Raw genomic sequence first — 11085 nt, forward strand, 5'->3', positions numbered from 1 at the left:
CCCTCCCGAACGTCTGCGGGTAAGAACCCACCGGAGGAGAACCATGGCCGTCAACGTCAGCATCCCGACCATCCTGCGTACGCACACCGACGGCGAGAAGTCCGTCGAGGCGATGCAGGCCGAAGGGCGCTGGGACGACGCCGGACGTGAGTTGAACCGCGCCGCGAAGGCGCTTGAAGCAGCGGGCGCCGAGCTCGTCGTGCTGTGTACCAACACCATGCACAAGGTTGCCGATCTGCTCGTCGACGGGCTCGGGATCCCGCTGCTGCACCTCGCGGACGCGACCGCCGTCGCGATCACGCGCGCCGGGATCGAGCGGGTGGGGCTGCTGGGGACGGCGTTCACCATGGGGCAGCCGTTCTATCGTGAGCGGCTCGCCGCGCATGGGCTGGACGTGCTCGTGCCGGAACCCGCGGACCGCGAAACCGTGCACCGGATCATTTACGACGAGCTCGTGCTCGGCGTGGTCACCGACGAGTCGCGTGACGCCTACCGCGGGGTGATCCGGCGGCTCGCCGCCGCGGGCGCCGCGGGCGTCGTCTACGGCTGCACCGAGATCGAGCTGCTGGTCGGGCCAGGGGACAGCCCGGTGCCGACCTTCCCGACCACGCGCCTGCACGCCGAGGCCGCCGTCGACTACGCGCTGGGCCTCACGGAGCTTCCCTTCGCCAGGTGAGCTTCGTGCTGGGCGGCTGCCTGGCGGAACAGCCGTTCGCGTTCGGCCGGGGTGAACTCCGTCAGCGGGATGCCGAACACGTCCCGGATGGCGGCCTCCCAGTCCGCGGGCCGTTCCAGCACGGTCTTCGCGCCCGGTGTGCGGCCGAGCGTCAGCGCGCGCAGGGTGTCGACGCCGTCGGCGTCCCGGCGCTGCAGCACCGACACCCGGACGAAGCCCGAACGGGGTGACGTCGAAAGCTCATGGTGCTTCGTGGTGAAGTCCGGGATCGCCGCCGTGCCGGGCCTGAAGTCCATCCGGACGAAGCTCCCGGTCGTGTCGTGGTCGAACCGCCAGCCGCCCGGCTCGACCTCGGACGGCCCGAGCCGATAGGTGAACGGCCCCTGCTCGTAGGTGCCCTCGCGCAGCGGCAGCGGCAGGTGGATCCCGTCGCCGAGGCCGACGTCCACCAGCCAGCCGGGCCCGTCGTCGCCGGGCACGCCCGAGACCGTCAGCGCGAGGTGGCCGAGGTCGGCTCCCGGTGTGTCGCCCGCGTTGGCCTGCACGCCGCCGTGGTGGCGCGTGACCTGGTAGCCGAGCTCGGCGAGCAGCGCCGAAAACGCGCCGTTGAGGTGGAAGCAGTACCCGCCACGGCCGCGCAGGATCCGCGCGAGCGAGTCCGCGGGCTCCAGCGTGGTCACCCGGCCGAGCTGGACCTCCAGTGCCTCGTACGGCACGCGCTCGACGTGCGCGGCGTGCAGCCGGTGCAGCGCCGTGACGCCGGTTGGCTCGCGATCCAGCCCGAGCCTGGCCAGGTAAGCGTGTACATCGATCCGCATGACCGCAGACTAGCGACGGGCACCGGCAGAACCTCAGGGTTTTTCACCGAGGGCGGGTGCCGCCAGGAGTCGTAGCCTGGAGGACGTGAGCATCCTGCCGGCACAACCAGCCCCGGACACCGACCCGGCCAAGCGAGTCCTGCCGCCGAACCCCAAGGCGGCGGCGATCGTCGCGCTGGGCTTCACGCTGCTGCTCTACCTGGTCGAGCTCGCCGACGTCCTCATCCCCGGCGACCTGGACCAGGGCGGAATCCACTCCCGCGAGCTTTCCGGGCTCGACGGGGTGCTCTGGGCGCCGCTGCTGCACTCAGGCTGGTCGCACCTGTTCTCCAACACCGTGCCCGTGCTGGTGTTCGCCTTCCTCGCGATGGCGGCCGGGATCGGCCGCTGGGTGGTGGTGACCGCGATCATCTGGGTGGTCAGCGGGCTGGGCGTCTGGCTGGTCGGGCCGTCGAACGCGGTGACCGTCGGCGCGTCCGGACTGGCTTTCGGCTGGCTGGCGTTCCTGCTGGTCAGGGGTATCTTCAACCGCAGTGTCGCGCAGATCGCGGTGGCCGTGGTGCTGCTGGCGGTGTGGAGCGGGATGCTCTGGGGCCTGCTGCCGGGCAACACCGGGATCTCCTGGCAGGGGCACCTGTTCGGGGCGTTGTCGGGGGTGCTGGCCGCCTGGGTCGTGGCCCGGAGTGACAAGTCCCGCTCGGGCAAGGCTGTGTAGTCGGGCAAGGCTGTGTAGTCGGGTCCGGGTAACCTCGCGGTGTGAGCAGCCCGTCCGCAGAAGCCCCGATCGGTGTGTTCGATTCAGGTGTCGGCGGGTTGACCGTCGCCAGGGCGATCCTCGAGCAACTGCCCGGTGAGCAGCTGCGTTACGTCGGGGACACCGCGCACAACCCGTACGGCCCGCTGCCCATCGCCACCGCGCGCCAGTACGCGCTGGCGGAGCTGGACCATCTCGTGGAAACCGGGGTCAAGGCCCTGGTCATCGCCTGCAATACGGCGTCGGCCGCCTGCCTGCGCGACGCGCGCGAGCGCTACGACGTCCCGGTGATCGAGGTCGTGCTGCCCGCCGTGCGCCGGGCCGTGGTGGCCACGCACACCGGCCGCATCGGCGTGATCGGCACCGAGGGCACCGTGCGGTCCCGCGCCTACGACGACGCGTTCGCCGCCGCGCGGGACGTCCAGATCACCAGTGTCGCCTGCCATCGTTTCGTGGACTTCGTCGAGCGCGGGATCACCTCGGGCCGACAGGTGCTCGGCCTCGCCGAGGGCTACCTCCAGCCGCTGCTGGACGCCCAGGTCGACACGCTGGTCCTCGGCTGCACGCACTACCCCCTGCTCAGCGGCGTGCTGCAGATCGTGATGGGCCAGGAGGTGACGCTCGTTTCGAGCGCGGACGAGACCGCGAAGGACGTTTTCCGGGTGCTCACCGAGCGCGATCTGCTCGCCGAACGGGACACTCCGCCGCGTCACGAGTTCCTCGCGACCGGTTCACCCGAGTCCTTCACGAGGCTCGCGCAGCGCTTCATGGGCTTCGCGCCGGGTGTGCTGTCTCCCACCAGCGCCTAAGAAGGCCCTCCGACGCATAAGGTGTCGACGTGCGACTGACCATCCTCGGTTGCTCGGGCAGTATCCCCGGGCCCAATTCCGCCGCGTCCGGTTACCTGCTCGAGGCCGAGGGCTTCGTGCTCGGTCTCGAACTCGGCAACGGCACCCTGGCCCAGCTCCAGACCGTGCGCGACCCGTTCGACCTCGACGCGCTGGTGCTGTCGCACCTGCATCCCGACCACTGCGCCGACGTCAGCGCGCTGACGGTCCTGCGCCGCTACCATCCCGAGCCGCCGTACCCGGCGCGCCCGCGGCTGCTGCCGGTGCACGCACCGGCGGACGCGCCGACGCGACTGGCGAACGCCTACGCGCCGAACGAGGCCGAGCGTGCGACGACCGATCTGTCGGACGTCTACGCCTTCCACCCGCTCGGCGCCGAGCCGGTCGGGATCGGGCCGTTCGAGGTCGTCGCCGTCCCGGTCGACCATCCGACCCCGGCTTTCGGGGTCCGGGTGAGTCACGGCGGCCGCACGCTGGCCTACACCGGCGACACCGGGCCCTGCGACGTGCTCCCCGAGCTCGCCAGGGACGTCGACGTGCTGCTTTCGGAGGCGTCGTGGACCGACTCGCCGGATCGCCCGAAAGGTGTCCACCTTTCGGGGAAGCAGGCGGGTGAGCTGGCTCGTGACGCCGGCGTGCGCCGGTTGCTGCTGACCCACATCGCGCCCTGGACCGACCGGGACGCCGTCCTCGCGGAGGCGCTCGCCGTCTTCCCCGGGAGCGGACTCGTCGAGCAGGGCGGCGTGTACGAGATCTGACTGCTTCTCCTTGCGCAGCACCAGCCAGCCGAGCAGGCCGAGCGGCAGGATCAGCCAGCAGGACAGCAGCCGGTAGCTCAGCACGGCGGCGGCCGCGGCCGGTTCGGCGGCGCCCGCCGAGACGAGCCCGGTCAGCAGGCCGACCTCGATCACGCCGATGCCGCCGGGGGTGAGCGGGATCTGGCGGAGGATCTGCACGGTCAGGTAGACGCCCGCGATCGGCACGATCCCGAGGGTGAGGCCGAACGCGCGGGCCGAGGCGTAGAGGCAGAGCAGGTCGGTCAGCCAGTTGACGACGGCCGCGCCGAGCGCTAGCGCCCAGTGCCGCGGCGCGACGTCCCGCGCGGTCGCGAGTGCGTCGAGCACCGGCGCGAGCCTGCCCTTGTGCGCTCGCGGCTCGTGCTGCTCCTGGTGGGTGAGCCGGTTGGCGAGCCAGCCCAGCACGCCCAGCGCGACGACGGCTCCGGCGCTGACGAGGATCGGGTGTGCCTGCCAGACCACGGTGAGCGCGCCTGTCATGTAGAGCAGCGCGAGCCCGGCGAAGGAGAGCAGGCCGGAGAGCACCATGACGGCTGTCGCGGAGGTGCGGGTGGCGCCGCCCGCGCGGAACTGGCGGAAGGCGTAACCCGCGGAGACGGCCGAGCCCGCGGGGAGGCTGATCGAGATCGCGGAGCGGCTGTAGGACAGCGCGAGTGCACGGTGGCGGGGCATGCTGACGCCGAAGGCGAACAGCAGGCGGCGCTGCTGGCGGGCGAAGGTGGACATCGAGGCGAACTCGGCGAGTCCGGCGATCAGCAGCCAGCGGGTGTCCGCGGTGTGCAGCGCGTCGAGGATCTGGCCCGGCGCGGGCAGCTTGTCGCGCAGGGTGACGAGCATGACCGCGATCACGGCCACCGTTCCCAGGACCTTGGCGGCCCTGCGCTTACTGGGAGTCATGCTCTCACCCATTTTCATCTCACGATGAATTATCCGCCGACGCCTCCGCATGGTCAACGTGGGCTGAGTTACGTCCTCGAAAGGCGAAGGTCCCTGAAGGCCACCATGACGGCGTAAAACGCCGTCATGGTGGCCTTCAGGGGCAGTCAGCGGGTTTCGGCGAGGTAGTCGTCGAGGAGGGCTTTGCCGTAGGCGGCGAGGATGGCCGCGCCGCGGACCGCTCCGGCCGGGAGGTCGAACTCGGCGAGGCTGTAGGCGAGTTCGGCGCCGTGGCGGCTCGGGGTCGGGTTCGCGACGTCGGTGAACCAGTCGAGGAACGTCAGCTGACGCTGCGGGCCGGGCCCGGGGCCCGGCGAGAACGGGTCGAGGAGCGCCGAGCGGTTGCGCAGGGTGAAACGGTAGAACTCCGAGAACTCGAAGAACCGCTTCTCCACCGCGGTCGCGGGAACGCCGTGGACCTGCTCGGCGAGCACCACCCCGTGGTCGGTGGACGCCTGCTCGGCCTGGCTCCACGCGAGGTCGTGCGCGGAACGCGCCCGCAGCTGGCCCGCCGCGAGCCGCGTCAGGTAGCTGGCCCACAGCGCCGACCCCGGGTTGCCGAAGGTGTCCGTGCCCCGGCCGGACGCGAGTGCGACGCCGCGCTCCATCCCCTCCAGGATCCCGGCGTCCACATAGGACACCCAGGTGCCAGTGCCGCCCATCGACCGGTCCTCGAAGAACGCGATGATGCCCTCGATGTTGCCCCATCGGCCGGTGTAGCCGGGGATCACCGCCGCGGCGGGCCCGGTGGTCAGCGCGTGCACGAAGTCCAGCCGTTCCGCCATGGTGAGCTGGTTGAGCTCCTCGGCCGGGCAGTCGAGACTCGCCGCGCAGGCGGCCGCCCCACGCGGGGGCGCGGCTTGCGCGGGCGTCGCGACGAGGCAGAGAACCGTGGCCAGGGCCAGCAGGACGGACAGTGTGCGTTTCATGTTCTTCTCCCCAGAAGTGTGAACGTCTTCAGGACAGTACTGATCTGACAGGGTGTCAACAAGGACCGCGGGACGACGCCCGCCGGTGTCGTTCTAGAGTGCAGGCGTGGCGAGAAAAGATGGCAGGACCGACGACCAGCTCCGCGACGTGAAGATCACCCGGGGATTCCAGAAGTGGCCGGCAGGCTCGGTGATGATCGAGGTCGGCAACACGCGCGTGCTGTGTGCGGCCAGCGTCACCGAGGGCGTGCCGCGCTGGCGCGCCGGTTCCGGGCTCGGCTGGGTCACCGCCGAGTACGCGATGCTGCCGTCCGCGACCAACACCCGTAGCGACCGCGAGTCCGTCAAGGGCCGCATCGGTGGCCGCACGCACGAGATCTCCCGCCTGATCGGCCGCTCGCTGCGCGCGTGCATCGACCTGGCCGCGCTCGGCGAGAACACCATCGTCATCGACTGCGACGTCATCCAGGCCGACGGCGGCACCCGCACGGCCGCGGTGACCGGTGGCTACGTCGCCCTCGCGGACGCCATCACCTGGCTCGGCGCGGCGAACCGCCTGGCCGACCCGCAGCCGCTGTCGACCTCGGTCGCCGCGGTGAGCGTCGGCGTCGTCGACGGCCGGGTCCGGCTCGACCTGCCCTACGAGGAGGACTCGCGGGCCGAGGTCGACATGAACGTGGTCGCCACCGACGCGGGCACCCTGATCGAGGTGCAGGGCACCGGCGAGGGCGCCACCTTCGCCCGGTCCACTTTGGACACGATGCTGGACATGGCGCAGGCCGGCTGCACCGAGCTCACCCGCCTGCAGAACGAGGCGCTGGCGCTGCCGTACCCCGGCGAGCTCCCGGAGCCGCAGGCGAACAAGAAGTCGAAGGGCGCGAAGTGACCAAGCTGCTCCTCGCGACCAGGAACGCGAAGAAGCTCGGCGAGCTGCGGCGCATCCTGGTCGCCGAGGGCATCGAAGGCGTCGAGGTGCTCGGCCTCGCCGACGTCGCGGAATTCCCGGAGGCGCCCGAAACGGCCCCGGACTTCGAGGGCAACGCGCTGGCCAAGGCCCGTGACGCCGCGGCGGCCACCGGCCTGGTCTCGGTGGCCGACGACTCCGGCATCGCGGTCGACGCGCTCAACGGCATGCCCGGCATCCTGTCGGCGCGCTGGTCGGGCACGCACGGCAACGACGACGCGAACCTCGAGCTCGTGCTCGCCCAGCTGACCGACACCCCGGACGAGCGGCGCGGCGCGGCCTTCGTGTGCGCCGCCGCGCTCGTCGTTCCTGGCGGCCAGGAGACCGTGGTGCGCGGCGAATGGCGTGGCACGCTGGAGCGGGCCCGCCGGGGCACGAACGGCTTCGGCTACGACCCGATCTTCGTGCCGGAGAACGAAGCCCGCACCTCCGCGGAGATGGACCCGGCGGAGAAGGACCAGTTCTCCCACCGCGGCCGCGCCCTGCGGGCCCTGCTCCCCGAGCTCCGCAAGCTCGCTCAGTAAGGCTGAGATTGTCAGGGAAATGTGAGGAACCGGTAGTGCTCCGGTGCTCGACCCGCTCCTGACCGCCGCGCGGACCTAGTCTCGTTCTCATGTGCGCACACATCGTCCTGGCCGAGGACGATCCGAAGCAGGCGGAACTCGTCCGCCGCTACCTGGAACGCGAGGGGCATTCGGTCGTCGTCGTGTCCGACGGCCGGGCCGCGCTCGACGAGGTCCGCCGGGTGCCGCCGGACCTGCTGGTGCTCGACGTCATGCTGCCCGTGCTGGACGGCCTTGCCGTGTGCCGGACGCTGCGCCAGGAATCCGGCCTGCCGGTGCTGATGCTCACCGCACGGTCCACAGAGGACGATCTGCTGCTCGGGCTCGACCTCGGCGCCGACGACTACGTGACGAAACCGTTCAGCCCGCGTGAACTCATGGCACGGGTGCGGACGCTGCTTCGCCGCAGCAGCAGGCCCGCGGTCCCCACGCCCGGCGCGGCGTTGCGGGTCGGCCCGCTGACCGTCGACCCGCTCCGGCACGAGGTCCGCCGCCACGGCGACCCGGTCGAGTGCACGCCCGCGGAGTTCCGGCTACTGGAAGTGATGGCCGGGCACCCCGATCAGGTGTTCAGCCGGGGGCAGCTGCTGGAGCAGCTGCACGGCTTCGACCGGTTCATCACCACCCGCGCCATCGACGTCCACGTGATGAACCTGCGCAAGAAGATCGAGGCCCAGCCACGCAAACCCGCCCAGCTGGTCACCGTGTACGGCATCGGCTACAAGCTCACCGCCGGTGGTGACGCTCCGTAGCCTGCTCGTGATCGGAAGATCTACAACTCAGAAGACGAGGTTGAGGTCTTTGATCAGCTTCGCGACGTGGCCGGTCGCGCGGACGTTGTACTGCGCCGCCGAGATCTTGCCCTCGGGGTCGACGACGAACGTCGAGCGGATGACGCCCTGGTACACCTTGCCGTAGTTCTTCTTCTCGCCGAACGCGCTGTACGCGGTGAGCACGGTCTTGTCCTCGTCGGACAGCAGCGGGAACGTCAGCTGCTCCTTCTCGGCGAACTTGGCCAGCTTCGCGGGCTTGTCCGGCGAGATGCCGAGGATCTGGTAACCGGCGCCGTTGAGGTCCGCGAGGTTGTCGCGGAAGTCGCACGCCTGCTTGGTGCACCCTGGGGTGCTCGCCGCCGGGTAGAAGTACACGACGACCGACTGACCGCGGAAGTCGCTCAAGGAGACGTTCTTGCCCTCGCTGTCGGGGAGGGTGAACTCCGGCGCGTCGTCGCCGGGGGAAAGCTGCTGCTCGGTCATGGCCAGAGACTAGCGCCGGTCGGTTACGCGGGCCCGCAATAGGTCGCCGCGACCGGGTCGGACGGCGTGGGCCGCAGCTGGACCCGCAGCGCGACCTGCTCGCTGGGCACCGCGAACGCCAGGGTCACGTGCACGGAACGGGCCGGGGCCACGTCTTTGCCCGCGTCGAAGATGCCGTTGAACCCCTGTGTCGCGTCGACGACCTGCTTCGCGGGCACCCCGGCCACGGTTGCCGTCACCGACAGCCCGGACAGGTGGTACGCGTCAGCCCCGGTGTTCTCGATCGTGATGTCGAACGCGGCCGCGCGCGGGCTGCGGGGGTACGCGCCGGCACTCGGCTGGAACGACTTGGGGGTCGAGACGGTGATCGTCACGCCGCTGGCGAACCGGTGCTCGCCGCCGAACTTCAGCTCGTTGCCCGCCGGGGTGGCCGAGCCCTGCGAGCCGCCCGCGCTCAGCACGGCGACCCCGTTCTCCGGGGCCTGGACCCCGCAGCCCACCGCCAGGAACAGCACGCAGGCGGCCAGTACGAGCTTCGGGGTGCGCGGGGGCGCCATTGCGGTTACTCCAGTCGGCGTTGCGGGTCAGCCGTTCGGCGTAGGTGATGATCCGAACCTGCTCCACTGTGACTGGCTTCCCCCGCGTGGACGAGCGGCATGACCGGGTTGAAGCGGAGCTGGTGTCCACCCGTGGCCGATCCGTGATCGGAACGACACTCATGGTGACAGTCGTCACTGATGTGCCTCTTAAACGGCGAGGGCGAAGAAGAGAATGAAGACAGCCAGGGTGACCACCCAGGCGACGATGAGCCAGCCGAAGTCACGGAACGGATCGATCGTGCGGTTCTCTTCGCCGGGCACGTAGACGCCGCGTTCCTCGAACCAGTCAGCACACTGGATGATCCAGCGGACGGGATTCTTGGACGCCATGGCTCACCTCCCGGTGCGGGGCGGACGTCGCCCCAGTATGAACGACGACACGCGTGCCCGGCACGAGGGCTTGGACCTGCCTGTTCGGCTTCCCGATCGGGAGGCCCGCGGCGGCTCGATCGGTGCGCGCTCGGTCGTTCCGAGGCCCTGCCCGGCCCGCCAAGCTGGTCTCCTCGAACGAGGAGGGACCCCGATGGCCACCTGGTGGATCGACTACAGCGCCAAAAGGCTCTCCGCCGCGATCATCACGGGCACGGCCGTCGGGCCGCAGGGTGAACGCCCGTCCGGCGTGATCCGGTACCTCGACGCGCCGGAGCACCTCCAGGCGAAACACACGAACAAGGCGGAGTACGACGACCTCGTCCGCGGCGGCCTCGCGATGGAGGCGGCGTACTTCGAGATCGGCAAGAACGACCCACTCGGCGGTTTCGCCGCCGGACAGGCCAACGCCGGCCGCGCGCTGACCGGCGCCAACTGGCTCGGCTTCGGCGGCGTGATCCTGTTCTGCGCCGACCGCTGGTTCGACCAGGCCGGGTTGCCGCGGATCACGCCCCAGGTGTGGCAGGCGTACCTCGACGGCGCGGTGAGCGTCCTCGGCCGCGGCCGGACCGGGGCCTACGGGTTCTCCGACGCGATGGACGCCGCGGTGGGGCACGTCGACTACTTCGTCCAGTGTGGCGCCCGCTCGGTGGTCCGCGCTTTCGTGCACGGCTGGCAGGACAACAACACGCAGCCGACGGTGGGCGGCATCAGCACCGACCGCGTCCTCATTTTCAAGCACTTCACCGGCGGCGCTTCGGGCGCTGACGGCCCGACTCCCAGGAAGGTCACCGAACTCATGGAGCGCAGGACCATCGACGCCAGCCCCGACACCACCGTGGTGCGGCTGCTGCTGTCCGGGAGCGAGACCGCGGCGATCATCGTCCGGCCCAGGATCGACGGGAGCGGCAGCGCGCCCAACCCGGTGTGGCTGGGCAACATCTTCGCCTGGGGCTCGGACAAGTCTGGGATCGGTCACAACCCGATGGACGGCCACGGCAAGGAGTTCATCAAGCTCACCAGCCACCACCGGCACGAGCTGCCCGGCGCGGTGTGGGCGGACCTGGAGTACAGCTCCGCGGACCCGTTCGAGATCGACCTCGTCGGCTGACCTGTGCTCAGGGCGTGGTGCTCGTCGCCGGATTCGCGGCGCCCGTGCTGGCGGGCGTCTCCGGGGTGGTCGAGCTCGGCGTGGTCGCCGGAGGTGTTGTGGCAGGCGGCGTTGTGGCAGGCGGTGTCGTCGCGGGCGGTGTCGTGACTGGCGGTGTCGTGACCGGGGGTGTGGTGCTGATCGGGGGCGTCGTGCTCGGCGGCAGGGTGGTCGTCGGTGTGGTGCTCGTCGGCGTGCCTGCCGGGACGCCGGGGGTGGGCACGACGGGCGGCGGCAGTTCGGTGACCGGCGGGACCGGGACCTGTCCTGGCGCGTCCGCGGCGTCGGGTGTGCCGGGCGGTGCGCCGATGGGGATGGTGCTGTCGGGGAGGGTGTTGACGCCGTTTCGGTAGGCGTTGGCCCAGTTGATGACGGTGTCTACGTAGGTTTGTGAGTGGTTGTAGCGGTAGATGGCGGTGCGTTGGT

General features: G+C 70.6%; 14 protein-coding genes and 1 pseudogene. 9 read left to right on the top strand and 6 right to left on the bottom strand.

The window, feature by feature from the left end:
* Window positions 1–43 precede the first annotated feature (43 nt).
* Complete coding sequence (locus tag QMK34_RS44660; protein WP_326420912.1) at window positions 44–676, top strand: aspartate/glutamate racemase family protein; 633 nt, start codon at window positions 44–46, stop codon at window positions 674–676.
* On the opposite strand, the gene QMK34_RS44665 is transcribed toward QMK34_RS44660, so the two are convergent.
* Window positions 637–1494 carry an arylamine N-acetyltransferase family protein gene (locus tag QMK34_RS44665; protein WP_326420914.1) on the bottom strand — a complete coding sequence of 286 codons (858 nt, stop codon included), beginning with the start codon at window positions 1492–1494 and terminating at the stop codon, window positions 637–639. The genes QMK34_RS44660 and QMK34_RS44665 overlap by 40 nt on opposite strands.
* Window positions 1495–1585: 91 nt before the next feature.
* On the opposite strand from QMK34_RS44665, the gene QMK34_RS44670 reads away from it, so the two are divergent.
* The 3 genes from QMK34_RS44670 to QMK34_RS44680 are packed head-to-tail and all read left to right on the top strand — an operon-like array spanning window position 1586 to window position 3854.
* Window positions 1586–2209: a rhomboid family intramembrane serine protease gene (locus QMK34_RS44670; protein WP_442785357.1), complete on the top strand. Its 624-nt coding sequence runs from the start codon at window positions 1586–1588 to the stop codon at window positions 2207–2209.
* Between the two features lie 41 nt (window positions 2210–2250).
* Window positions 2251–3057 carry a glutamate racemase gene (murI, locus tag QMK34_RS44675; protein WP_326420916.1) on the top strand — a complete coding sequence of 269 codons (807 nt, stop codon included), beginning with the start codon at window positions 2251–2253 and terminating at the stop codon, window positions 3055–3057.
* A 29-nt stretch (window positions 3058–3086) separates the two neighbouring features.
* Complete coding sequence (locus tag QMK34_RS44680; RefSeq protein ID WP_326420928.1) at window positions 3087–3854, top strand: MBL fold metallo-hydrolase; 768 nt, start codon at window positions 3087–3089, stop codon at window positions 3852–3854.
* Window positions 3855–3869: 15 nt separating this feature from the next.
* On the opposite strand, the pseudogene QMK34_RS44685 reads toward QMK34_RS44680, so the two are convergent.
* A pseudogene (locus tag QMK34_RS44685) lies at window positions 3870–4841 on the bottom strand (lysylphosphatidylglycerol synthase transmembrane domain-containing protein); the annotation flags it as partial.
* A 95-nt stretch (window positions 4842–4936) separates the two neighbouring features.
* Complete coding sequence (locus QMK34_RS44690) at window positions 4937–5758, bottom strand: hypothetical protein (RefSeq protein ID WP_326420917.1); 822 nt, start codon at window positions 5756–5758, stop codon at window positions 4937–4939.
* A gap of 106 nt (window positions 5759–5864) precedes the next feature.
* On the opposite strand from QMK34_RS44690, the gene rph reads away from it, so the two are divergent.
* The 3 genes from rph to QMK34_RS44705 all read left to right on the top strand — a co-directional run bounded on the left by rph (window position 5865) and on the right by QMK34_RS44705 (window position 8037).
* Window positions 5865–6644: a ribonuclease PH gene (rph, locus tag QMK34_RS44695; protein WP_326420918.1), complete on the top strand. Its 780-nt coding sequence runs from the start codon at window positions 5865–5867 to the stop codon at window positions 6642–6644.
* Window positions 6641–7246 carry an RdgB/HAM1 family non-canonical purine NTP pyrophosphatase gene (gene rdgB, locus QMK34_RS44700; RefSeq protein ID WP_326420919.1) on the top strand — a complete coding sequence of 202 codons (606 nt, stop codon included), beginning with the start codon at window positions 6641–6643 and terminating at the stop codon, window positions 7244–7246. The genes rph and rdgB overlap by 4 nt, the downstream gene beginning before the upstream one ends.
* An 89-nt stretch (window positions 7247–7335) precedes the next feature.
* Complete coding sequence (locus QMK34_RS44705; RefSeq protein WP_326420920.1) at window positions 7336–8037, top strand: response regulator transcription factor; 702 nt, start codon at window positions 7336–7338, stop codon at window positions 8035–8037.
* 27 nt (window positions 8038–8064) lie between these two features.
* On the opposite strand, the gene bcp is transcribed toward QMK34_RS44705, so the two are convergent.
* The 3 genes from bcp to QMK34_RS44720 all read right to left on the bottom strand — a co-directional run bounded on the left by bcp (window position 8065) and on the right by QMK34_RS44720 (window position 9470).
* Window positions 8065–8541, bottom strand: a complete 477-nt coding sequence (gene bcp / locus QMK34_RS44710) for a thioredoxin-dependent thiol peroxidase (RefSeq protein WP_326420921.1) — start codon at window positions 8539–8541, stop codon at window positions 8065–8067.
* Window positions 8542–8564: 23 nt separating this feature from the next.
* Complete coding sequence (locus QMK34_RS44715; RefSeq protein WP_326420922.1) at window positions 8565–9098, bottom strand: hypothetical protein; 534 nt, start codon at window positions 9096–9098, stop codon at window positions 8565–8567.
* A 189-nt stretch (window positions 9099–9287) separates the two neighbouring features.
* Complete coding sequence (locus QMK34_RS44720; RefSeq protein ID WP_326420924.1) at window positions 9288–9470, bottom strand: hypothetical protein; 183 nt, start codon at window positions 9468–9470, stop codon at window positions 9288–9290.
* 193 nt (window positions 9471–9663) lie between these two features.
* Here QMK34_RS44720 and QMK34_RS44725 point away from each other — a divergent pair, with 193 nt between their 5' ends.
* Window positions 9664–10620: a hypothetical protein gene (locus QMK34_RS44725; protein ID WP_326420926.1), complete on the top strand. Its 957-nt coding sequence runs from the start codon at window positions 9664–9666 to the stop codon at window positions 10618–10620.
* Window positions 10621–10634: 14 nt separating this feature from the next.
* The gene (locus QMK34_RS44730) at window positions 10635–11012 is read left to right on the top strand and encodes a hypothetical protein (RefSeq protein WP_326420927.1); all 378 of its coding nucleotides are present in this window, start codon (window positions 10635–10637) and stop codon (window positions 11010–11012) included.
* The last annotated feature ends 73 nt before the right edge of the window (window positions 11013–11085 follow it).

It is taken from the genome of Amycolatopsis sp. H20-H5, assembly GCF_035828755.1.
In the GTDB taxonomy this organism is placed as follows: Bacteria; Actinomycetota; Actinomycetes; order Mycobacteriales; family Pseudonocardiaceae; genus Amycolatopsis.

Excerpts from the sequence above, each read along its gene's own strand:
- QMK34_RS44725 (WP_326420926.1), top strand. The coding sequence starts at position 9,664 with ATGGCCACCTGGTGGATCGACTACAGCGCCAAAAGGCTCTCCGCCGCG.
- QMK34_RS44720 (WP_326420924.1), bottom strand. The coding sequence starts at position 9,470 with ATGGCGTCCAAGAATCCCGTCCGCTGGATCATCCAGTGTGCTGACTGG.
- bcp (WP_326420921.1), bottom strand. The coding sequence starts at position 8,541 with ATGACCGAGCAGCAGCTTTCCCCCGGCGACGACGCGCCGGAGTTCACC.
- QMK34_RS44715 (WP_326420922.1), bottom strand. The coding sequence starts at position 9,098 with ATGGCGCCCCCGCGCACCCCGAAGCTCGTACTGGCCGCCTGCGTGCTG.
- QMK34_RS44690 (WP_326420917.1), bottom strand. The coding sequence starts at position 5,758 with ATGAAACGCACACTGTCCGTCCTGCTGGCCCTGGCCACGGTTCTCTGC.
- QMK34_RS44705 (WP_326420920.1), top strand. The coding sequence starts at position 7,336 with ATGTGCGCACACATCGTCCTGGCCGAGGACGATCCGAAGCAGGCGGAA.
- QMK34_RS44665 (WP_326420914.1), bottom strand. The coding sequence starts at position 1,494 with ATGCGGATCGATGTACACGCTTACCTGGCCAGGCTCGGGCTGGATCGC.
- QMK34_RS44660 (WP_326420912.1), top strand. The coding sequence starts at position 44 with ATGGCCGTCAACGTCAGCATCCCGACCATCCTGCGTACGCACACCGAC.